Source organism: Streptomyces durhamensis (assembly GCF_000725475.1).
Taxonomy (GTDB): Bacteria; Actinomycetota; Actinomycetes; order Streptomycetales; family Streptomycetaceae; genus Streptomyces; species Streptomyces filipinensis.
This window is the reverse complement of record NZ_JNXR01000004.1, coordinates 342310-363557: the sequence shown is the minus strand read 5'-3', so window position 1 is coordinate 363557 and position 21248 is coordinate 342310. Positions and strand designations below refer to the sequence as shown.

The following is a 21248-nucleotide window of genomic DNA, read 5'->3' as shown; positions in this document are numbered from 1 at the left end:
CACGCTCGCCACCTGCACCGAGTTCGGCGCGGAACACCTCGCCGACGCCCTCCTCGCCCGCCTCGACGTCGCCAGCGGGGGCAACGACGACATCGCCATCGTCGTCGTCCGCCTGGAGCGAACGACCCGACCGTACTGATCAGGCCGATGTCGTCATCGCGACGACGTCCTGCTGCACGACGACCCGCAAGCGCTCGCGCTGGAGGCAGAAGCGGATGCGCGCTTCCCCCTTCCCACGGCTCCAGCGTGCGTGATGGCCGAGAGCAGCACCGGTCGCTCGCTCTCGCACCACGCCAGTGCCCGCGCGTGGTCTGGCAGGAGCTCAGGAGCTGTGCATGAGCGGGACGGGGGGACGGACAACGCCAGCAAGTCCCGCACAGGTGACCGCAGTCGCGTACCGGCCCGGGACGTGCTCGGCGAGCAGGCTCGCTCTGCTCAGTTCCCTCAGAGCCCGTCGTGCCCGTGCCGGTGTCACGGTGGCGAGGCCGGCCGCGGCGTGCAGCGAGATGTCCGGACCGGGGTGCAGGCCCAACAGGCGGAGCCGTGCGCACAACCGGACCAGCTCGCCGGCCGCGTTGGGCGCTTGGGCCACCCTCTCGTGCGCACGAGGTGGGGCCGGTCGACGACACGCGCCTGCGAGCGGTGCCCTACCGTGGGATTCGGCGCAGGTCCGGCGCCAGGGGCGGACGCTCACCGCTCACCGCCTCGACGAGCGCCTCGGGGAGGCCCAGCAGGCGCAGTGCGTCGGGCAGCGTGGCCGCCACGACGACCGTGGACACCGCGGCCTGCGCGGCCTGCGCGTACCGTGCCCGGGCGCCGGAGTGGTCTCCGCGCGCCTCAGCCGTCCTGCCCAGACCGGCCAGCGTACGGACGCGGTTGGCGGCCCCTTTCACCCCGTGCGGGTCGAGGTGCTCCAGTGCCTGGGTGTAGCGGCTCTCCGCCGTGTCCCGGTCCCGCTCCGCCAGGGCGATGTCGCCGAGGCCGCGCAACGCCGCCGCCAGCGCCCCGGTGCTGCCGCCGCGGCGGGCGAACTCGGCCGCCCGCGTGTAGTCGGCCCTTGCCGCCGCCGGGTCGACGTCGGCGCGCAGGTCCCCCCGGTTGGCCAGAAGGTCGGCGCAGTCCTCCAGGGCGTCCAGCTCTTCGGCCAGCGTGAGTGCCTCGTCGGTGAGGGCGACCGCCGTGTGCCGGTCACCCCGTGTGCGCGCGACGCCGGCGAGCGCGTCCAGCGTCAGCGCGGCGCCCCAACGGTCGCCCTGTGCACGGAACTCCGTGGCCGCCGCGTGGAAGGCCCGTTCGGCCTCGGCGAGGTCGCCGTCGCCGAGTGCGCCGAACCCGGTCACGTACCGCGCGACGGCCCTGGCCCACGGTTCACGGCTGTCACGCTGGGCCGAGACGAGGGCGAACGCACCCTGTGGGTCCCCCTCGCTCGTCGCGTTGTGCGTCATCCACAGCAGCAGGGCGGCCGGGTGGCGCCCCGGCCGGCCGTCCGCCCACACCGCGGTCAGCGCCTTGCCCGCCGATGCCCGGTGCCGATGCCACACTTCCCGTCCGGCCTCGCCGGCCGCGGCGATCAGCACCGAGATCGCGTACTCCTCACCCAGCCCGTCCGGGGGCGTGTCGCCGACGGCATCGAGAAGCGTGCGTGCCGGTGGGGCCAGCGTGCCGGAAGCGCCGCGTATCCACAGATACGTCGAGGCCGCGGCGATCAGTTCCAGGGCCGTTCCGGTCTCGCGCGCCCCGACCGCCCAGTGCACGGCCGCCTGCAGGTCGGGCTGCTCCGCGGCGAGCGCCGGCAACAGCTCCAGCTGCTCACCGCGCCGCAGCCCGGGGTCCGCGGAGCGCAGCAGGTCCAGCAGCGTGCCGGCGTGGACGCGCCGTACCGTCTCCGTCTCACCCGCGGCGTCCAGTCGCTCGGCGCCATAGGCACGGATCGTCTCCAGCATGCGGCAGCGGCCGCCCGTCCACTCCAGCAGCGACTTGTCGGCGAGGGCCTGCAGGGTCTCCTCGTCCGTGTCGCAGACCCGCAGTGCGCAGGCGACACTCGCCCCGCCGGCGAACACCGAGAAGCGCCGGGCGGCCCGTTGCTCCGGCTCCGGCAGCAGGTCCCAGCTCCAGCCGACCACCGAGCGCAGCGTGCGGTGCCGGGTCTCTGGACCGCGGCTGCCGCGCTCGGTCACACCGAGCCGGTCGTGCAGCCGGGCCGAGAGCTCCGCCAGCGTCAGGGTGCGCAGCCGGGCCGCCGCCAGCTCGATGGCCAGCGGCAGGTTGTCGAGAGCGGTGCAGACGCGCCGTACGGTCTCGGGGTCGGGGACGAACGCCCGGCGTGCGGCCCGGGCCCGGTCGGTGAAGAGTTCCGCCGCGGCGGCGTCATCGAGCGGCCGTACGGGATGGAGGTGTTCGCCGATGACACCCAGCGGTTCGCGGCTCGTCGCCAGCACGCGCAGGCGCGGGCACATCGCCAGCAGACGGGCCGCCAGTACGGCGATCTCCTCCACCAGGTGCTCGCAGTTGTCCAGGACGAGCAGCAGCTGCCGGCCGGACAGGGCCGTGACCAGGCGGTCCAGCGGGCCCTGGGCCCCGGCCGCCGTGTGCAGCCCGTTCTCCCGCAGGCCCAGGGCGCCGAGGAGGGCCTGCGGCAGGACGGCGGCGTCCCGCAGTGCGGCCAGTTCCACGAAACACACCTCGTCGTCGGCCTTCTCCGCCACCTGTGCGGACAGCCGCGTCTTGCCGACGCCTCCTGGACCGGTCAGGGTCACCAGCCGGGCCGCACGCAGGAGTTGCCGTACCGCGGTCACCTCCTCGGCACGGCCGACGAATGCGGTGAGCGGGGCCGGCGGGTCGGCGGGAGCGGGGGACGCGTCGGCGCGCAGCAGCTCGCCGTGGAGTGCGGCGAGCTCCGCAGACGGATCTGCGCCCAGCTCGTCGGCGAGATGCCGCCTGACCTTCTCGAAGACGACCAGGGCCTCGGCCTGGGCGCCGTCCGCGTGCAGCGCCCGCATCAGCAGCCCGGCGAGGCGCTCGCGCAGTGGATGGCGGTCGAGGAGTTCCCGCAACTCGGGTACGGCTGCGCGGTGTTCGCCGAGGCACAGCTGGGCTTCGAGCCGGTCCTCCAGTGCCGCCAGCCGCAGTTCCTCCAGCCGTACGGCGGCCGCGCGGGCCGACGCGCTGTCGGCGACGTCGGCGAGCGCCGGGCCCCGCCACAGCTGAAGCGCTTGACGCAGCAGCGGCAGGGCCGTGCCGGGATCACCCTCCCCCAGTGCCGAACGGCCCTCCCGCGCCAGCCGTTCGAACCGGCCGGCGTCCACGTCCTCGGCGGCGACGGCGATCCGATAGCCGGCTCCCGTCCGTTCGATCGCCGCCGCGGCGCCCAGGGCCGAACGCAGCCGGGACACCTGGGACTGGATCGCGTGGGCGGACGGCACCGCCCCTTCCGGTCCACCCGCCCCGACGGCCCCGATGTCGTCCGCCAGCCGGTCGGCCGGGACGACCTCGCCGGGGGTGACGAGCAGCAGTGCCAGCAGTGCTCGCCGCGCTGGTCCGCCCAGGGGCACCTCCGCACCCTCGTCGCCCCACGCCTGTGTCCCGCCGAGGATTCCGAAGCGCATGCGGGTCATTATCCACTCGGACAACTCCCCGTAGGTCTTGGGCCGGTGAGCCGGGGACGGTCAGACTATCGGGCCGAGGTACGTACCACCGGACACGTCGATGGTGCGCCCGGTGACCCACCGTCCCCCGGGGCCCACCAGGAAGCCGACGACCTCGGCCACGTCCTCGGGCTCCCCGAGGCGGCCCAGCGCGGTGATCGCCTCGAGTCCCGCGACCACTTCGGGAATGGAGGTGTAGCCGGCGGTCAGATCGGTCCGCACCGCGCCCGGCGCCACCGTGTTGACCGTGATCCCGCGTCGGCCCAACTCGTTGGCCAGCGACGGGGCCAGCGATTCGACCGCGGCCTTGGTGACGGTGTAGCCGATCTGCGTGGACACGGCGAACCGGCTTGCGGTGGACCCCATGTTGACGATCCGTCCCCCGTCGTTCAGCAGGGGCAGCGCCCGCTGGATCACGAAGAAGGGCGCGGTGACGTTGACCGCCAGCAGCCTGTCCCACTCGTCCGCGCTCACCTGGGAGATCGAACTCGTCGAGGAGATGCCCGCGTTGTTGACCAGGATGTCCAGCCCGCGGCCCGCGAGTCCGGCGACCAGCCCCTCGAACAGCTTGTCCACCGCGCCCTCCTCCCCGAACCGCGCCTGGATGGTGAAGGCCCGGCCGCCGGCCTCCTCGATCCGCGTCACGGTCTCCTTGGCCGCGTCGTCGTTGCCGCCGTAGTGGATCGCGACCAGTGCTCCCTCGGCGGCCAGCCGCAGGGCCACCGCCCGGCCGATGCCCCGCGACCCACCGGTCACCAGTGCCGTCTTGCCCGTCAGTTCACCCATCGTCCGCTCCTCGCTCGGTGGCCGGCCCTCGGTGCGGAACCGGCGATGGCCCCACACTCGCGGCGACGGCTCACCGTGCGCTCACCGCGGGCTCACCGGGACACGGCGCGGAGCGCGAGTTTCGGATGGTCGATGTCGGGGAGCCAGTCGCGCTGCGGTGTGTACTCCAGCCAGCGCCGGGTACGGCCGGCTTCGGTGAAGCCGCGCAGCAAGGTGTCGAGCAGCGGGTGGCGGGCCGACTCCCGCCATGCCAGCGACCACGCGTACAGGGGTGTCGGCTCGACGAGCGGGACGGAGCGCAGGCCCGCGTGGTCCGGCAGGGGCGCGTCGGCGGGGAAGACGGTGAAGCCCTCGGCGTCGGTGCGGAGGTTCTGGACGAGGTGGTCCAGTCCCAGATTGGGGCCGTCGTGCCGCCGCGTGATCCGGAACTCGTCGGCGAAGCGGCGCAGGAAGTCCAGGCGGTTCAGCTCGGCCGGGCACCACAGGACGCTGTCGCGCAGGTCGGCCGGGCGCAGTGCGGCGGCATCGGCCAACGGGTGGGACGGGCCGACCAGCACGTCGACGGGTTCCAGCCGCACCAGACGCTGGGTCAGTCCCGCATCCCGTCCGTCGGGCAGCGGGTGTACGCGGCCGAATCCCAGGTCCGTGTCACCGCGCAGCAGCGCCTGCGCGACTGACGGCCAGTCTCGTCCCGGGCTCGGTTCCCACCGCACCGCCCCCAGCGCGACCACCGCCTCGGCGACCGTGCGCATCGGCGCGTACAGATGACCCCACGCCTCGATCCGTACGACCGGTCCGGCGCCCGACACGGCGGCGACCGCCCGTTCGCCCGCGGCAAGCGCCTCGCGCGCGGCCGGCAGGAACCGTTCCCCTGCCTCGTTCAGCCGGATCCCGCCCCGGCGCTCGAACAACCGCACCCCCAGCAGCTCCTCCAGCCGCGCGATGCGTTTGGAGAGCGCCTGCTGACTGGTGCCCAGCTGTTCGGCGGCCTGTCCGAAGTGCAGGGTCCCGGCGGTCGCGACGAAGGCGCGGACCAGGGTGAGGTCGAGGTCCATGCCGCTGACCTTATGCGACAACCGCGCGTTGTCGGCCGGGTGGCTTGGTTGTTGGCCGGGCCGCCGCATCACGCGGTCAGATGATCCCGGAAGCCACACCACCGGAAGCCACACAGAGGGATGGCCCGGGCCACCGAGGAGACGACCACGATGAAAGCCTTCGTACCGACCGGAGATCCCGCCGAGCCGGTCGTGCTCGCCGACGTCGACGAGCCGACGCCGCGCCCCGACGAGGCGCTGGTGAAGGTCGAGGCGTTCTCGGTCAACCGGGGTGAGACGTTCAAGCTGGAGAGGCCCGCCCTCGGCGAGCGCCCTGGCAAGGACATCGCAGGCCTGGTGGTGCAGCCGGCCGCCGACGGCAGCGGGCCGTCCGGGATCACGCGGGTCGTCGGCCACCCCATGGCGGGCGGCTGGGCGGAGTACGTGGCGGTGCCGACCGACGCGCTCGCCGAGCTGCCGAACGAGGTCTCCGTGCTCCAGGGCGCGGCACTGCCGCTGGCCGGGCTCACCGCGCTGCGGCTGCTGCGCGCCGCCGGACCGGTGCCAGGCCGGCGGGTACTGCTGACCGGTGCCTCGGGAGGCGTGGGTCACTTCGTCACCGAACTCGCGGCCGCCGCCGGCGCGCAGGTCACCGCCGTGACGCGGGACGCCGAACGCGGCGCCCGGCTGGCGGAACTCGGCGCCGCCGAGATCGTGCACGACGTCGCCGATGCCCGAGGCCCGTACGACATCGTGCTGGAGTCGACCGGCGGCCAGGCCCTCCCCCTCGCGCTCGCGCGGCTCGCCAGGCGCGGCACGCTGATCTGGTTCGGGCAGGCCAGCCGCACACCGGCGACGCTGGACTTCTTCGACTTCTTCGCCGGTCCGGAATCGGCTGTCATCCGCCACTTCCACTACCTCGACGCCGACACCCGGCTCGACGACGACCTGGCGGCACTGGTCCGGCTGACCGCCGAAGGCCGACTGCACCCCGAGATCGGCCGCGTCACGGACTGGACGGACACCGCGACCACCCTCACCGATCTGCGCGACCGCCGTATCCGCGGCAAGGCCGTCCTCACCCTGTCCTGAACCACGCCGGAACCACCCGCCGCAAGAACGACCGGAGGAACAAGACCATGACCATCACCACCGACCCCAGGGCCGTCGTCATCCGCTACATCGAGGCCGTGCGCGACGGCGCCGCCGATGTCATCCATGACAGCTTCTGCGCGGACGCGACCTGGCACTACCCGGGTGCCCTGCCCATCTCCAAGGTCTGGCACGGCCGCGAGCAGATCATCAACGACTTCCTCGGCAGCATGGGACCGGTTCTCGTCCCCGGCACCCTGGAGATCGAGCTGGTCAGCACCATCGCCGAGGGCGACCGTGTGGTGGCCGAATGGACCTCCAAGGCCAAGACCGTGTACGGCGGCACCTACGACAACCGCTGCCTCGGCATCTACACGGTGCGTGACGGCAGGATCGCCTCCGTCGTCGAATACGCCGACACCCAGCACGTGGCCGCGACGCTCTTCCCCGGCCATGACGCCCACGGGCCCGCCGGTACCGAGTGAGCCGCGTCCGGCTCAGCCTCCATGGGGCCTGGCCAGACCGTGGTCGTAGGCGAAGATCACCGCCTGGATGCGGTCACGGGCGCCGATCTTGGACAGGACACGGCCGACATGGGTCTTGACCGTGGACTCGGACAGGACGAAACGGCCGGCGATCTCTCCGTTGCTCCAGCCCTTGCCGATGGCGACGAGGATTTCCCGTTCGCGGTCGGTGAGGGAACTCAGTCTCGGGTCCTCGGCGGAGCCGTCGCCGCCGGGGGGCACGAGACGGGCGAACTCGTGGAGGAGGCGGCGGGTGAGCGCGGGGGCGATCACGGCGTCTCCGACGGCCACCGCGCGGATGCCCGCCAGAAGTTCCTCGGGGCGGGCGTCCTTGAGGAGGAAGCCGCTGGCTCCGGCGCGCAGCGCCGCGTACACGTACTCGTCGATGTCGAAGGTGGTCAGGACGAGGACGCGGGAGCGGTCGCCGGCGGCGACGATCCGGCGGGTGGCCTCGATGCCGTCCATGCCGGGCATGCGGACGTCCATGAGGACGACGTCGGGGCGGAGTTCGGCGGCCTTGCGGACCGCTTCCGCCCCGTGCGCGGCCTCGCCGACCACTTCCGTCTCGGGTACGGAGTCGAGAAGCATGCGGAAGCCGTACCGCTGGAGGGGCTGGTCGTCCACGACGAGCACGGTGGTCACCGGGCACCGTCCTGGGGAGTGAGGTCGAGGTCGGCCCGTACCGTCCAGCCGGTGGCCGTGGGGCCGGCGCTGACGTGCCCTCCGTAGAGCGCCGCTCGTTCTCGCATGCCCACCAGGCCGTGTCCTTCCTCGTTCGCCGTGCGGGGACGGCCGGCCGGGTCTGGTGGGCCGGAGTCCTGGACGGTGATGGTCAGCCGTGGGTCCTCCACGACGATCGCCAGATTGGCACGCGCGCCGGCGCCGGCGTGCTTCAGGGTGTTCGTCAGAGCCTCCTGCACGATGCGGTAGACCGTGAGCTGCACCCCGCTGTCGAGGGCGTCGATGTCTCCGGCCGTACGGTAGACGACCTCCAGGCCGGCGGCGCGCACCCCCTCGCACAGCGCGTCGATGTCCATGAGACCGGGCTGCGGGCTCAGCTCGGGCTCGGCCGGCGGGCCGTCCGCCTCGCGCAGTACGCCGAGCACCCGGCGCAGTTCGCCCAGGGCCTGACGGCCGGTGTCCCCGATGAGGTGCAGCGCCTCCTTGCCCCGTTCCGGATCGGCACCGGCGGCATAGGCCCCCGCGTCGGCGAGCGTGATGATGACGGACAGGTTGTGGCCGACGATGTCGTGCATCTCCCGGGCCACTCGTGTCCGTTCGGCGGCGACGGCGAGTCTGTCGCGCTGGTCGCGTTCGATCTCCAGGCGTGCCGCACGGTCCCGCAGTCCGGCCAGTTGGGCCCTCCGGATGCGGATCATCAGGCCGAGCGCGAGTGCCGCGGTCGCCGTGCTGAGCAGGAAGAACAGTGCGTCCCATACCGACATCGCCGCCGACACCCGGGCCGCGACCAGGCCCAGCGCACCCGCGCTGACCGCGCAGGCCCAGGGGAGCTGCCGCAGCCGCCCGTGCAGGGCCAGGCTGTACAGGGCGACGAAGAGCGCGACGTCCGCACGGAGCACGGCGCCGAGGGACCACTGGAGGACGAACACGGCCGTGACGGCGCCGAAGGCGGCGGCGGGCGCCCGGCGTCGCCACAGCAGCGGCAGCACCAGCCCGGCCTGCAGGACCAGCATGCCCGCAACGGGCAACCGGGTGAACGCCAGGCGGAAGCGGCGCCGGCCGTCGCCGTCGCCGTCCCCGCCGATCACGCCGACCGCGTGCAGCAGGTCAGGCAGGCAGAACAGCAGGAAGACCAGGAGCACCACCGCGGTGTCCAGCACCCACGGGCGGGCGCGGTCGGCCTGCCGAAGCCGCTGGCCGACCCGGCCGAGCCGGGCGACCAGCGGCCCCATCCCGCTGAGATCTTCGGTGGTCACGGTGGTCACGTAGGTCACCGACCCATGATGCGGGTGGCCGCGGCTCAGACGTCGCTGCGCAGCAGCCGGTACGCCGCTCCGGCCAGCACCAGGGCTGTCCAGCCCAGGAAGACCAGGAGTCCGGCGCCCGGCGACAGGGTGGTCGAGTCGTGGGTCAGGGCGAAGATCGACTCGCCCGCGTGGCTGGGGAGATAGGGGTCGATGTCGCCCTGCCACGAGCTGGGCAGCAGGGAGATCAGCCCGGGTACGAGCATGAGGGCGGCGACGAGCACCGAGATACCGCCGGCCACCGACCGCAGCAGGGCGCCCAGCGCGGCGCCGATCACGCCGACCAGGCCCAGGTAGAGCCCGGCGCCCAGGAGGCTGCGGACGACACCGGCGTGGCCGAGGCCCATGGCGGCGGGCGTACCGGAGACGATCCGGCTGCCGACGAGGAAGGCGACGAACGCACCGACGGTGGCGATGACCAGCGCGACCAGTCCGTACACCGCCGCCTTGGCCCACAGCACGGGCAGCCGGCGCGGCACCGCGGCCAGCGTCGAGCGGATCATGCCGGTGGAGTACTCGCCCGCCGTGACCAGTACGCCGAGCACACCGAGGGCCAGCTGTGCGAAGTTCGTGCCGAACAGGGACAGGCTCGCGGCCGTCGCGGTGGCGAAGTCGCGGTCCATGTGCCGGCCGGAGTCGAGATTCGACTTGTAGTGGCTCGCGGCGATGACGCCGAAGGCGACGAGGAACAGCAGGCCCAGGGCGAGGGTGATCCAGGTGGAGCGCAGGGACCAGAGCTTGGCCCATTCCGAGGCCAGCACGCGCCCTCCGGTCACCCGGTAGGCGGGGCGGGCTCGCACGGCCTGGTCGGTCTCGGGGGTCTCGGGGGTTGCCGTGAGGGTGCTCATGCCGCGCTCCCGGGGGTCTCGATGCCGGTCGTGGAGCCGTGGTACTCCACGGCGTCCCTGGTCAGTTCCATGAATGCCTCCTCCAGCGACACCGCCTTCGTGGTCAGCTCGAACAGGGGGATGCCGTGCTCGGCGGCCTTCAGCCCGATCTCGCGGGCGGACACCCCGGTCACCTGCAGTTCCTCGGAGCCGATGCGGCCGGTGATCTCCACGCCCGGCCCGGCCAGCAGGTCCCGCAGCCGCGCGGTGTCGTCCGTGGCGACCTTCACGGTGTCGCCGCCCGCCTCGCGGACCAGGTCCCGCACGGTCGTGTCGGCCAGCAGCCGGCCTCGCCCGACGATGATCAGGTGATCGGCCACCAGTGCCACCTCGCTCATCAGGTGCGAGGAGACGAACACCGTGCGCCCCTCGGCCGCGAGGGTGGTGAGCAGGTTCCGGATCCAGAGGACGCCTTCGGGGTCCAGTCCGTTGACCGGCTCGTCGAGCATCACGGTCTGCGGATCGCCGAGCAGGGCGGCCGCGATGCCGAGGCGCTGGCCCATGCCGAGGGAGAAGGCACCGGCCCGCTTCTTCGCGACGCTGCCGAGACCGGCGAGCTCGACGACCTCGTCGACCCGGCGGCGCGGGATGCCATGGGTCAGTGCGAGCGCCCGCAGGTGGTGGTAGGCGGAACGGCCCGGGTGGATCGACTTGGCCTCCAGCAGGGCTCCCACCTCCTGCAGCGGCGCCTGATGACGGGCGTAGCGCTGCCCGTTCACCGTGACGGAGCCGCTCGTCGGCGCGTCCAGCCCGACGATCATGCGCATCGTCGTGGACTTGCCCGCACCGTTGGGCCCCAGGAAGCCGGTCACCGTGCCCGGCCGCACGGTGAAGTCCAGCCCGTCGACGGCCGTCTTCTCCCCGTACCTCTTGGTGAGCTGCTGTGCCTCGATCATTCGCGTTCTCTCTCTCGGACTCCGGCGCCGAAACGCCTGACGCCTCCTCCGTCACGCTAGGCCCGGGACCAGCCGGATCCGGTGGTACCGGGGGCTGAACAGTGGCCGGTGGGTGGTACCGCGGTACTACGCGGCCGGGGCCGCTGGTCCCCGGCCGGGGGCCGACGCGGAGGCACGACATCTCTCTTTCACGTCATCCGTAAATGTGCCGTCGCACCCGAACATTTGGGTAAGTGCCCGAATAGGCAGCCATATTTTGGTCGTCACGGCGCGAGGTGTAACGCCACCGCGCTTTCAAGACGCAGAACCAGACAGGAGCGGGGCGAAACCTCGGGGCGGAATCAAGCGCCTGGGACAACCGCGCTGTCACGACAACTCGTCAGATCGGAATTTCTTGTGAGCAACACCGACCCTGTGTCCGGATATCACACGTACGACCAGCCCACGGGCCCGGACCGCTCCGTACGCCGTCATGCCGCCGGTCGGCGCACGGCTCTGGCGGTCTGCACGATCGCCGACATCGCGGCAGGGCTGCTGGCTCTGTGGATCCTGTTGTTCCTGCTCGATGCGAATCAGGCGAATGTCTTCGTCACCTTCGTGCACGGAATGGCGGACTGGCTGGCCTGGTGGTCGCAGGACATTTTCACGATGGACACAGAGGGTCTACGCGTCATCCTCAATTATGGTCTTCCGGCCGTCATGTATTTGGCGATAGGTCACGGGATCGCCGCCAGGCTCAACCGGGCCTGACGGCGTTATGAGGACCTGGGCCGCGAACGCGGTGACGTGGCCGCGCAGACCCAGCCGGCGGCGGACCACACGCAGCCGGGGCGCGGGAGCGATCCCCGTGGCCGTCGACGTTTCGTTGGGTGATAGGTGGTCTCCCGGCCACCTTCTTTGTGCCATCTGCCAGTACGGCGGCCAGACGGGGCCGGAGGAGACTCTCTGCCACGACCGCGGCCCGGCCCAGCCTGTGAACGCGCAGGGCCGGCGTGGCCGCATACCGGACGAAGCACTGGAGGGGGCAGCACGTGAGCGTGCAGCAGTACGACGAGATCGGCGAGGCGTTCGAGGGGTTCAAGTCCCTGCCGTTGGTGCGTTACGGGGAGGTACCGAGCTTCCTGGGCATGGTCGGGGACGTGAGGGGCAAGTCGGTTCTCGACCTCGCGTGCGGCACCGGCTTCTACAGCAGGGAGTTCAAGCGGCGCGGCGCCGCGGATGTGCTCGGTGTCGACATCTCCGTCGAGATGATCGCCGTCGCGCGGGAGATCGAGCAGCGTGAGCCGCTGGACGTGCGCTACGAGATCGGTGACGTGTCCGAACTGCGGCCTCTCGGCCGGCGCTACGACATCGGGGTGGCGGTGCAGTGCCTCAACTATGCCGAGAGCGCGGCGGCGTTGGAGCGGATGTGCCGCAACATCCACCGGAGTCTGGTGCCGGGTGGAGAGTTCTTCGTGTTCTGCCAGAAGCCCGACTACCGGTTCAACTGCGCGTCCCTGGACAAGTACGGGTTCCTCTGCGAGCCGACCGGCGAGGAGAGCGAGACGGGTCCGCGGGCACGGGTCACTGCTCTCCTCGACCCGAAGCCGATCAGCATCGTCTCCACGGTCCCGCGCCGCGAGGTGTACGAGGAGTGTCTGCGGGCGTCCGGGTTCAGTGAGGTGCGCTGGGTTCCGTTGCAGGTGTCCGAAGCGGGCATCCGTGAGTTCGGCGAGGACTTCTGGACGGACCTCCTCGCCCACCCGCCGCTGGAGATGCTGCGCTGCCGCGCCTGACCGGCCGGACCTCGACGACGGCGGCCTCCCGCGGACGGATGGTCGGCCGGAGCGTGCGGCCGGGGCACCCGGCTTTGGCGGGTGCCCCGGCGCGGGCCTGGGTCCTGACGAGCCGCAGGAGTCGTCACCGGCCCCGATGAAGGTGCCGTCGAAGGGCTGCACAGCCGTGCGGGCACCGTCACCGAGTCGATGGCCGCGCCCGCCACGGCGCCGGTGACCTGTCGTGCCCGGCACGGACTGCCCGGGGCGCGGAACGCGGTGAGCCGGTCGCGTCACGCGGTGGCGTAGTCGGACAGGGCCGGTTCCAGCAGGCCGAACGCTTGGGCGGCTTCGGCAGCGACGATGCGAGCGATCTCGTCGTCGGGCTGCCCGGCCAGGGTGAGCGTCTGGATGCGGTGGAACAGCACGCGGTGGACGGTGCCCAGCAGGCCGGCGGCGGTCTGGACGGTGATGTCGTCGGGGCCGACGCCGGTGACCTCGGCGAGCGCCTGAGCGAGGTGGTGTTCGCGCTGCTCGTGCAGGCCGTGGAGACAGGTGGTCAGGGTAGGGCTGTCGGCGACCATGCGGGCGAACTCCAGGCCGGAGAATCCGGCGACCGGGTCCTGGGCGACCACGGCGTCGTCGAACGCGCGGCGCAGTGCGGCCAGCGCTGACTCACCCGGGTGCCGGGCGGCGACGGCGTGGGACAGGGAAGTGGCGAACTCCTCCTGGTGGTCCAGGGCCAGGTCTTCCTTGCGGGCGAAGTAGTTGGTGACGGTCTTCTTGGCGACGCGGGCGGCATCGGCGATCTCGGCGATGGTCGTCTGTTCGAAGCCCTGCGCGATGAACAGCCGGGTGGCGTGGTCGGAGATGAGCTGCCGCGTCTCCTGCTTCTTCGCCTCCCGCAGCCCGGTGACCGGGGCGGATGTCTGAGTGGCCATGGCGCAATCTTACCTTCGTGGCATCTTTACCTTGACCCCCTCAGGAGTCTCAGACTATGTTTACACCCGTCGTAAGTTTACGTCGATAAAATGCCCGGTGCGGAGGGATCTGCTGACTCCCGTCCCGCCATACCCAGGGAGAGCCCATGCAGTTCACCGCCTCCACCGTCTCGCTGACCGTTGACGACGTCGCCGCCTCTCAAGCATTTCTCTCCACCCACCTGGGCTACACCGTCCGGCAGGCCGCCGATGGGTTCGCCTCCCTGTCGCGGCCCGACGCCGTCGATGTCGTCCTGCTCGCACGCGGCATCGAGGTGCTGCCGCCCGAGCAGCGCGACCGGCACGCCGACGGCCTGATCCTGGCCTTCACCCTCGCCAGCGGCCTGGAAGAGCAGGAGAAGCGACTGCGCGACGCCGGAATCGAGATCACCATGCCGCTCCGTCAGGAGCCCTGGGGCGAGCGCCTGTTCCAGATCACCGACCCCAACGGCGTGATCATTCAGTTCGTCGAATGGTCCGCTCCCGAGCACGGCTGACCCACCCGGGAGGGTGGTGACCAGGACGTCGACACCGCGCGCACCTTCCTGGCACCGCGCACCGTTCGGTGCACGCGTGACGGCCGCGGTGCGGAGTGCCGGTCAGCCGGCAGCGGTGGCGACCGCGAGGCCGAACCCGATCAGCGCGACGCCTGTGATCCGCCCGAGCGCACGCTGGATCCGCGGCCTTTGAAGGACCGGACCGGCCTTGGACAGCAGGAACACGTAGCTGCCCAACCAGGCGAGGGTGAGGGCCGTGTGGAGCAGGACGAGGAGCGCCATGGCCCAGGCGGCGGGCAGCTGGGGCGGGGCCAACGTGGGCAGCAGCCCGGTGTAGAAGACGGCGATCTTCGGGTTGAGGACGTTGTTGACCAGGCCCGTCCGCCACGGGCTTCCGGCGGCAGGGCCGGTCTCCGTTGCGACGGTGGGTGCGGCGGGGCGGTGCTGCCACAGCGCCTGTGCGCCCAGAAGCACCAGGTAGCCGGCGCCGAAGAGCTTGACGGCCAGGTAGGCCGCAGCCGACGAGGCGAGCACGGCCGCGAGCCCTGCCGCGGTCAGCGCACCCCAGAGCAGCAGCCCGGTCGCGATCCCGCCCACGGTGCGCAGCGCGTCGGCGGGACCGGCCATGAGCGTACGCCGGGTCACCACCGCCATGTCCGGCCCGGGTACGACGGTCAGCAGGCCGAGGACACCGACCGCGGCCACGAAGTGGGTCAGCACGCTGCCGGCCTCCCCCCGATCGACCTGGCCGAACCGGTCGGCGGTGGTGTCATGGAGGGGCGGTGTCTCAACGCAGGGGCCTTTCTGTGTCGCGCGTTCAGTGACCGGCGCCTGTTCAGTGACCGGCGCCGGTGTGCGGGTTGGCAGCTTTGCCCTCGGTGCTCAGCAGCACGACGACCGAGGCCGGCCCGAGCGCCAATGCCGTACGGCGTTCCTCGGCTCCCGCGCCGGTGAGTGCCGCACGCAGACCGGCGAGAGCCGCGGCTCCGCAGGGACCCGAGGAGACACCGGCAGCGGCCAGATCACCGGCCGCGCGGGCGCTGTCGGCGTCCGCGACGGCGACGCCGGCGTCCAGTCCGTCGCGCAGGTGGGGCCAGGCGAGGCTGGACGGGGTGCCGCAGTTCAGCCCGGCCATGGTGGTCTCCCTCGTGGCGACGCTGACGGGTTCGCCGAGGGTGAGGCTTTCCAGGACGCAGGGTGCGGCCTGCGGCTCCACCGACAACAGTGCCGGAGCGTTCCCCAAGGGTCGGCTCCGGTAGTGCGTGACCACGGCCTGGGCCAACGACCCCACGCCCACCGGTATGGAGACCAAGTCAGGGCCGTCGACGACCCCCTGGGCCGCCAGTTGCTCGTCGATCTCGGCGCAGAGGGTGGAGTACCCCTCGACGATCCACCCCGGGATCTGCTCGTAGCCCGCCCAGGCGGTGTCCTGGACCAGGACCGCGTCCGGCGCGGCGGCCGCCTCGGCCGCCAGACGCACGGCCTCGTCGTACGGCCCTGGGACCTCGGTGACCTTCGCCTGTTCGGCGACGATGGCCGCCACGGCCTGCGGATGCACGCCCTGGGGGACGAAAACGTGAGCGTGCTGGCCGAGGCGGTGTGCCATGCGGGCAACCGCGCGGCCGTGGTTGCCGTCGGTGGCGGTCACCAGGGTGACCGGGCCGTGTTCCCGGCCGTTCGCCGCCCGTTCGGCAAGGGTGCGGTGGACCGCCCAGGACGCACCCAGCGCCTTGAACGCGGGCAGCCCCAGACGGCACGACTCGTCCTTGACGAAGACCCGGCCGACTCCCCACTCCGCGGCCAGCGACGGGAGTTCGGTCAGCGGAGTGGGCTCGTAGTCGGGCAGCGAGGAGTGGAAGCCCCGCACCTCGCAGGGCGCGGGTTCACACCGCCAGGCACGGGCATCGGGTCGCGCGAACCACGGCAGCGCGGGAAGGGAGCAGGCGTTGTCTGACACGCGACCAGGGTCCGATGCCCGCTTACGATCGGTCCAGCGAATGTTTTCGACCTATACTCATCGAAGAAACCGACCTTTCAGTCATCGGTCCGCGGAGCCGAGGAGAGCGGGCCGCCCGTGTTCGATCTGCACCGACTGCGCCTGCTCCGCGAACTCAAGCACCGCGGCACCCTGGCGGCCGTCGCCGCCGCCCTCTCCTACGCCCCCTCCTCCGTCTCCCAGCAACTCTCCCAGCTGGAGGCCGAAGTCGGCGTCCCGCTCCTTGAGCCGGTCGGACGGCGGGTGAGGCTCACCGCACAGGCCGAGATCCTCGTCGCCCACACCGAAGCGGTCCTCGAGCGCCTGGAGCGTGCGGAGGCGGACATCGCCGCCTCCTTGTCCGACCTGACCGGCACCCTGCGCATCGCCTCGTTCCAGACAGCCGCCCTGGCCCTCGTCCCGACCGCCCTCGGGCTGCTCCGTGACCAGCACCCGCACCTGCGCGTCCACGTCACGCACATGGAACCGGAAAAGGCCCTGCCCGCCCTCCAAGCCCGGGACTTCGACCTCGTCCTCGCCGAGGAATACCCCGGCAACCCCAACCCGCGGCCCACCGAACTCGAACAGGAAGACCTGCTCGACGACCCCCTGCACCTCGCCCTGCCGACACCGGCCGCCGCATCGGAGGCCGACGGCCCGACGGCGGCGCTGCGCTCACTCGCCGACCACCCTTGGGTGATGGAACCCGAAGGCACAGCAGCCCGGCACTGGGCCATGACCCTGTGCCGCAACGCCGGCTTCGAACCTGACGTGCGGTTCGAGAGCACCGACGTGCTGCTCCACCAGCGCCTCGTCGAGCAGAAACACGCCGCGGCCTTCCTCCCCGACCTCGTCTGGAGCGGACAGCCCCCGACCGTCACCCTGCGGCGCCTCCCCCGGGGCCGGCGCACGCGCCGCATCTTCACCGTCGTGCGCCAAGGCCGCAGCCGGCACCCAGCCGTCCTCGCGTGCCGCGACGCCCTGCGCCGGGCGGTCACCCTGCGCTCCGACCAGGCATAGGGCGACGCAGCGCGCCCGGGCCGAGGGACGGCGAAGCCTGTGCACACGCGCTGCCGGTCGAACACCGCTGGGACCGCGTGCCCGGCGTGACGCCGCCCACCTGACGGCCCCGTCCGGTGAGGGAGTCAGCCTCGCCCGCTACGACGGCCCCGAACTCGGCGACGCGAAACGGGCGTGGTTCCGGCCGCGGCCGAAGCGACGGGTCATCGAACGGGCCCTCGACCGGTGGATGCGGCGTCGGCCGGTGACCGGGGCGCAGCGTCGGCCGGTGACCGGGGCGAGCAAAGCTCCCACCTGACCTCGCCCTCATGCCGGTGACCGGTGGGGGCCAGACCGACGGCGGCGGCAACAGCGGCGGATGCCTGGTGATCCGGATGGATGTGGGCGCGGATCGCTTGCACGCCTTGCTCCTGCAGCCAGCCGACCAGTCCTCGTGCCGCCTCGGTGGCGATGCCCCGCTTCTGCCACGGTGTTCCGACCACCCAGGCGACCTCGGCCGCGTACCCGTGCTCAGCAGCAGTGACCGTCGCCTGCACCGTCCCGGTCAGGCATTTCTCCGCGCGGAGCCTGATCACCCAGTTCCACCACCTCTGGGAGGGATCGGGTGAGCCGGCCACCAGGCGTTCATACCGTGCTCGCAACGCCTGCGGGGAGTGCGGGGCACCGCCGATGAAGACATGCAGAGCCGGGTCGGAGAGCACCTCGGCCATCTCGTCCGCGTGCTCGACGGCGAGCGGCACGAGGCTCAGCCTGCCGGTCTCGACAGTCCCGATGCTCATGGCGTTCACCCTGTCTCCTGTCCCACCGCTCTGAGTCGCATCGGGGTGGACCTACGTAGTCAACTGCGTGATTGCACTGATGCGGGGACGCGCCCCGTCCAGCGTACGGTGCACCGGTGAGATCCACATCGGGCCACTTTCTACAACAGGGGGAGATTCATATGCGTATACAGGTCAGGGCCGCCGCTGTTTCCGCTGCCGTCGTGATGTCGGCGCTCGCTCTTCCGGCAGCCGCCCACGCGGCGGAGCGTCCGGGAGCGTCGGCGAAGCTCGGGGCGTTCGCCGCGGAGAGAGTCCACCCGGACACTTCACTGGGCAACATCACCTTCTCGAAGGCCGTCATCAACGGCGGCCAGGACATCGTCCTCGGGGTCGCCACCCGCAAGACCGTCACCGTCACCTATACCGCGACCAGTTCGAGCGGCGTCGCCCTCACGGAAGCCTTCCTCTGGCAGGGCACCGACCCCTCCAGCACGGACACCATCACGGGCTCCCTGGGCACCGACGACGACCCCAGCTGCACCGAGTCGACCACCCGGACCGGCGTCTACAGTTGCAAGGCCGTCTTCCACATCAACGCGGCCTCCGATCTGAAGAAGAACGGTGCCGCCGGAACCTGGAAGCTGTTCCTGGGCGGGTACGACCTCTACGCGAACGCCAGTTACAACGACGACGTCGCCACCACCAAGATCAAGAAGGCAGCCCAGCTGACCCTCGACGCCGCTCCGGAGCCGGTGCAGAAGGGCAGGACCATCACCGTCACCGGCCGGCTGAAGCGCGCCGACTGGAACGCCGGCACGTACTCCGGCTACACGGGGCAGAAGGCGCTGCTGCAGTACCGCAAGAAGGGCAGCCACACCTACACCACACTCAAGACGGTCACCAGCGGCACCGGAGGCTCGCTCAAGACCACCGTCAAGGCCACCGCCGACGGCTCCTACCGCTTCTCCTTCGCGACCAACACCACCACCGCCGCTTCCACGTCGGCCGACGACTACGTCGACGTCAAGTAGCTCCCGGCGCACGGCCTTTGGCCGAAGCATGAGATACGGCGCGTCAGTGGTGCTGTAAGGACGACGCCGCCGGGCTGACCCCGCCCGTGCCCGGCGGCGGAGGGGTGCCGGCGGTGGCCGGTCCGTGTGGCGTTCCTGGGGCGGCGCCCGAGGTCGCTCGGTCCAGGGCCGCCGGGGACCGACTACACCTCACCGATGGCGAACAGCTCCAAGTGCCCGCACTTGGGGCAGCGGAACGCCTCGATCTGCCGCCGGGGTGGGCCCAGCCGCTTGGCACCCCCGAAAATCCGCTGCTCCGTGCGGAACGGCCGCCCGCGTGTTTTCGGTGGTGCCGCCTTCGGGCGCCGCTCCCGCGGCCCGAAGGGGTGCGGGCGGTGGAGACCTGCCTAGGGGCGGCCCGCCTTTCGCCGCGCATGTCTTGCCTTTGGATGAGGTGCAGGGAATGCTGTGTCGGCCGCCCGCACCATCAATGAATTGACATGTTCTTGACAACCTAGGGAGAGCCGGACATGTTCTTCCTGCCACGGCGTAGCCGACCCACCCCTCACACACCCCGGCGCCGCACAGGCACGATCTCCGCGCTCGGTGCCGTCCTTGCGGCCCTGAGCGTGGCCACCACCGCCGCACCGGCGTCGGCCTTCGACCTGCCCTGGTGGCCGGGGCCGTCGACGCCCGCGTTCAACAGCCTCACCAGCGTCGGCAACCCGGACTGGATGCGCCGGATCCCCGACTCAACCGGTCTGGGCCAGATGTCGATCCCCGGCACCCACGACACCATGGCCGTTCACGGCGGCGCACTCGCACCCTGGTACTACCAGACCCAGGAGAACCACGGCGACAGTGCCGACACTCTGATCACCCAGCTCGATGCCGGTATCCGCGCCATCGACATCCGCGTCCGCATCGTCAACACCGCGTTCGCCATCCACCACACGAACGTCTACCAGAACGCCAACCTCGACGACGTGCTGACCAAGACGCGGGCGTTCCTCGCGGCCCACCCGCAGGAGACCGTCCTCATGAGCCTGCACGGCGAGTGCGACGGAGACACGACCGAGGGTGGTACCGGGGGCCTGCAGATCGGCAAGTGCGTCGACGACCCGTCCAACGCCACGGGCGCCGACCGCATCCGCATCTTCGACACCTACCTGGACCGCTACCCCGGCCTGTTCTACGCCCCCACCGTGACCGGCACCAGCACGGCCGACACACCCACACTCGGTCAGGTACGCGGGCACATCGTGCTCACCGGCTTCAGCGGCCCCCGAGGACAGGTGTACAGCGGATTCGGGCTCACCCGGTTGCTGCCGACTCCCTTCATCCCGTGGAACGAGTGCAACCTGGACACCAGGTGGTCGCTGGTCACGGCCAGTCTCCAGCAGGTCGCCGCCGACAGGACCAACACCATGGGGAGCACCGGGTTGTCGGCCAGCTGTCCGCCGTTCGGCGCAACGTACACCCAGGTGGCCAACGGCTACGGTGGGAAACAGGGCATGAACCAGCGGCTGCTGGACCACCTGCAGACCCACCCGGGTCACACCGGCGTCATCAGCATGGACTGGCCCGGCGGCCGGCTCATCGACGCCATCATCAGCCACAACACGGCCGTCAGCACCGCGGTGCCGTAACGCATCCTTTGAACCCGGGATCGGCGCCCGGCGCCCCGTCAGGCCCCGTCAGGCCCCGTCAGGCCCATGACGACCGAGCGCCCAGCCCGCCGGGCCCGTGCCGTGCACGGGCCCGGCAGGGGCGGGCCCCGCTCGGCCGACCGATCAACTCAGTCCCACTGCCCGGCCGCGAGCGAGCTCACCGGCTGCGGCTTGCCGATGACGGCCAGCGCGACGAAGAAGTTGATCTGACCGATCGCGATCGTCAGGGTGGCCATCGCCTTCTCGTCGTAGTGCTTCGCCACCTCCGCGTACAGCTCGTCGGAAACCCGCTCCTCCCCCCGCGGCGCCGGCTGCAAAGTGGCCTCCACCAACGCCAGCGCGGCACGTTCGGCCTCGCTGAAGTACGGCGCGTCCTGCCACGACGACACGGCCGTGATGCGTTCCTCGGACACCCCGGCCTTCCGCAGGAAACCCGTGTTCAGAATCGTCAGGTAGGTGTTGCCCACGATCTGTCCCGCACGCAGATGCACAAGACTCATGGTGGTACGCGGCACCGAGCGGTTACCCGTGGCCCGGAACAAGGCCGCGCTCACGTCAGCCAACTCGGGCACGAACTCAGCAGGATTCGGCATCCGGGAGATCGAGGGGTTCGTCATGACGGCACTCCTTCACATCGACTTCGCATCGGCCTGGCCGGCGACTTCACAGCACTGACGGACCGACCCACCCAGATGTGACAGCCATCCGGAGGAATTTTCCCGATGCGCCCCGG

Annotated in this window: 20 protein-coding genes; 8 read left to right on the top strand and 12 right to left on the bottom strand. The window is 71.3% G+C overall.

From position 1 onward, the window contains the following. Positions 1–647: 647 nt before the first annotated feature. From IO33_RS0107675 to IO33_RS0107665, 3 genes are all read right to left on the bottom strand, one after another. Entirely contained in the window at positions 648–3605 is a 2958-nt protein-coding gene (locus tag IO33_RS0107675; protein ID WP_051926519.1) for an ATP-binding protein, read from the bottom strand. A 60-nt stretch (positions 3606–3665) separates the two neighbouring features. Beyond that, positions 3666–4430 carry an SDR family NAD(P)-dependent oxidoreductase gene (locus IO33_RS0107670; protein WP_031161718.1) on the bottom strand — a complete coding sequence of 255 codons (765 nt, stop codon included), beginning with the start codon at positions 4428–4430 and terminating at the stop codon, positions 3666–3668. 92 nt (positions 4431–4522) lie between these two features. Further along, complete coding sequence (locus IO33_RS0107665; protein ID WP_031161715.1) at positions 4523–5485, bottom strand: LysR family transcriptional regulator; 963 nt, start codon at positions 5483–5485, stop codon at positions 4523–4525. Positions 5486–5635: 150 nt separating this feature from the next. Between IO33_RS0107665 and IO33_RS0107660 the strand changes: the two genes are divergently transcribed. Continuing rightward, positions 5636–6556, top strand: coding sequence for a zinc-binding dehydrogenase (locus IO33_RS0107660; protein ID WP_031161712.1), 921 nt, complete (start codon positions 5636–5638; stop codon positions 6554–6556). Positions 6557–6603: 47 nt separating this feature from the next. After that, on the top strand, positions 6604–7041 hold the full coding sequence (locus IO33_RS0107655) for a nuclear transport factor 2 family protein (RefSeq protein ID WP_031161710.1): 438 nt from the start codon (positions 6604–6606) through the stop codon (positions 7039–7041). A gap of 12 nt (positions 7042–7053) precedes the next feature. Here IO33_RS0107655 and IO33_RS0107650 read toward each other — a convergent pair whose 3' ends face one another. The 4 genes from IO33_RS0107650 to IO33_RS0107635 all read right to left on the bottom strand — a co-directional run bounded on the left by IO33_RS0107650 (position 7054) and on the right by IO33_RS0107635 (position 10848). Next, on the bottom strand, positions 7054–7722 hold the full coding sequence (locus IO33_RS0107650) for a response regulator (RefSeq protein WP_031161707.1): 669 nt from the start codon (positions 7720–7722) through the stop codon (positions 7054–7056). Next, positions 7719–8993 (bottom strand): sensor histidine kinase, encoded by a 1275-nt coding sequence (locus IO33_RS0107645; protein WP_209438826.1) that lies wholly within the window; start codon positions 8991–8993, stop codon positions 7719–7721. The genes IO33_RS0107650 and IO33_RS0107645 overlap by 4 nt, the downstream gene beginning before the upstream one ends. Positions 8994–9061: 68 nt before the next feature. Beyond that, positions 9062–9913, bottom strand: coding sequence for an ABC-2 transporter permease (locus IO33_RS0107640; RefSeq protein WP_031161701.1), 852 nt, complete (start codon positions 9911–9913; stop codon positions 9062–9064). Continuing rightward, complete coding sequence (locus IO33_RS0107635; protein ID WP_031161699.1) at positions 9910–10848, bottom strand: ABC transporter ATP-binding protein; 939 nt, start codon at positions 10846–10848, stop codon at positions 9910–9912. Before IO33_RS0107635 ends, IO33_RS0107640 begins: the two co-directional genes overlap by 4 nt. Positions 10849–11244: 396 nt before the next feature. Here IO33_RS0107635 and IO33_RS0107630 point away from each other — a divergent pair, with 396 nt between their 5' ends. Together IO33_RS0107630 and IO33_RS0107625 are read left to right on the top strand one after the other, a co-directional pair. After that, on the top strand, positions 11245–11598 hold the full coding sequence (locus IO33_RS0107630) for a hypothetical protein (protein ID WP_031161697.1): 354 nt from the start codon (positions 11245–11247) through the stop codon (positions 11596–11598). Between the two features lie 281 nt (positions 11599–11879). Next, a complete protein-coding gene (locus IO33_RS0107625) occupies positions 11880–12623 on the top strand; it encodes a class I SAM-dependent methyltransferase (protein WP_031161695.1) in 744 nt (247 codons plus the stop codon). Between the two features lie 272 nt (positions 12624–12895). Here the strand turns inward: IO33_RS0107625 and IO33_RS0107620 are convergent, their stop codons facing one another. After that, positions 12896–13543 carry a TetR/AcrR family transcriptional regulator gene (locus IO33_RS0107620; protein ID WP_031161693.1) on the bottom strand — a complete coding sequence of 216 codons (648 nt, stop codon included), beginning with the start codon at positions 13541–13543 and terminating at the stop codon, positions 12896–12898. Positions 13544–13689: 146 nt separating this feature from the next. Here IO33_RS0107620 and IO33_RS0107615 point away from each other — a divergent pair, with 146 nt between their 5' ends. Then, positions 13690–14079, top strand: coding sequence for a VOC family protein (locus IO33_RS0107615; RefSeq protein ID WP_031161690.1), 390 nt, complete (start codon positions 13690–13692; stop codon positions 14077–14079). 102 nt (positions 14080–14181) lie between these two features. Here the strand turns inward: IO33_RS0107615 and IO33_RS0107610 are convergent, their stop codons facing one another. After that, positions 14182–14799, bottom strand: a complete 618-nt coding sequence (locus IO33_RS0107610; protein ID WP_031161687.1) for a LysE family translocator — start codon at positions 14797–14799, stop codon at positions 14182–14184. Between the two features lie 115 nt (positions 14800–14914). After that, complete coding sequence (locus tag IO33_RS0107605) at positions 14915–16036, bottom strand: diaminopropionate ammonia-lyase (RefSeq protein ID WP_031161685.1); 1122 nt, start codon at positions 16034–16036, stop codon at positions 14915–14917. Between the two features lie 117 nt (positions 16037–16153). Between IO33_RS0107605 and IO33_RS0107600 the strand changes: the two genes are divergently transcribed. Further along, positions 16154–17074: a LysR substrate-binding domain-containing protein gene (locus IO33_RS0107600; RefSeq protein WP_031161683.1), complete on the top strand. Its 921-nt coding sequence runs from the start codon at positions 16154–16156 to the stop codon at positions 17072–17074. A 203-nt stretch (positions 17075–17277) separates the two neighbouring features. Here the strand turns inward: IO33_RS0107600 and IO33_RS0107595 are convergent, their stop codons facing one another. Beyond that, on the bottom strand, positions 17278–17853 hold the full coding sequence (locus IO33_RS0107595) for a GNAT family N-acetyltransferase (RefSeq protein WP_425347959.1): 576 nt from the start codon (positions 17851–17853) through the stop codon (positions 17278–17280). A gap of 161 nt (positions 17854–18014) precedes the next feature. Between IO33_RS0107595 and IO33_RS0107590 the strand changes: the two genes are divergently transcribed. Further along, a complete protein-coding gene (locus IO33_RS0107590) occupies positions 18015–18866 on the top strand; it encodes a hypothetical protein (protein WP_031161681.1) in 852 nt (283 codons plus the stop codon). 509 nt (positions 18867–19375) lie between these two features. Beyond that, complete coding sequence (locus tag IO33_RS0107585) at positions 19376–20494, top strand: phosphatidylinositol-specific phospholipase C domain-containing protein (RefSeq protein WP_078963384.1); 1119 nt, start codon at positions 19376–19378, stop codon at positions 20492–20494. A 149-nt stretch (positions 20495–20643) separates the two neighbouring features. Here the strand turns inward: IO33_RS0107585 and IO33_RS0107580 are convergent, their stop codons facing one another. Continuing rightward, on the bottom strand, positions 20644–21132 hold the full coding sequence (locus IO33_RS0107580) for a carboxymuconolactone decarboxylase family protein (RefSeq protein WP_031161679.1): 489 nt from the start codon (positions 21130–21132) through the stop codon (positions 20644–20646). Between the last annotated feature and the right edge of the window lie 116 nt (positions 21133–21248).

Coding starts and splice junctions, on each gene's coding strand:
- IO33_RS0107655 (WP_031161710.1), top strand. CDS start 6,604: ATGACCATCACCACCGACCCCAGGGCCGTCGTCATCCGCTACATCGAG.
- IO33_RS0107585 (WP_078963384.1), top strand. CDS start 19,376: ATGTTCTTCCTGCCACGGCGTAGCCGACCCACCCCTCACACACCCCGG.
- IO33_RS0107660 (WP_031161712.1), top strand. CDS start 5,636: ATGAAAGCCTTCGTACCGACCGGAGATCCCGCCGAGCCGGTCGTGCTC.
- IO33_RS0107665 (WP_031161715.1), bottom strand. CDS start 5,485: ATGGACCTCGACCTCACCCTGGTCCGCGCCTTCGTCGCGACCGCCGGG.
- IO33_RS0107640 (WP_031161701.1), bottom strand. CDS start 9,913: ATGAGCACCCTCACGGCAACCCCCGAGACCCCCGAGACCGACCAGGCC.
- IO33_RS0107595 (WP_425347959.1), bottom strand. CDS start 17,853: ATGAGCATCGGGACTGTCGAGACCGGCAGGCTGAGCCTCGTGCCGCTC.
- IO33_RS0107670 (WP_031161718.1), bottom strand. CDS start 4,430: ATGGGTGAACTGACGGGCAAGACGGCACTGGTGACCGGTGGGTCGCGG.
- IO33_RS0107580 (WP_031161679.1), bottom strand. CDS start 21,132: ATGACGAACCCCTCGATCTCCCGGATGCCGAATCCTGCTGAGTTCGTG.
- IO33_RS0107590 (WP_031161681.1), top strand. CDS start 18,015: ATGCGTATACAGGTCAGGGCCGCCGCTGTTTCCGCTGCCGTCGTGATG.
- IO33_RS0107620 (WP_031161693.1), bottom strand. CDS start 13,543: ATGGCCACTCAGACATCCGCCCCGGTCACCGGGCTGCGGGAGGCGAAG.
- IO33_RS0107645 (WP_209438826.1), bottom strand. CDS start 8,993: ATGGGGCCGCTGGTCGCCCGGCTCGGCCGGGTCGGCCAGCGGCTTCGG.
- IO33_RS0107675 (WP_051926519.1), bottom strand. CDS start 3,605: ATGCGCTTCGGAATCCTCGGCGGGACACAGGCGTGGGGCGACGAGGGT.
- IO33_RS0107615 (WP_031161690.1), top strand. CDS start 13,690: ATGCAGTTCACCGCCTCCACCGTCTCGCTGACCGTTGACGACGTCGCC.
- IO33_RS0107635 (WP_031161699.1), bottom strand. CDS start 10,848: ATGATCGAGGCACAGCAGCTCACCAAGAGGTACGGGGAGAAGACGGCC.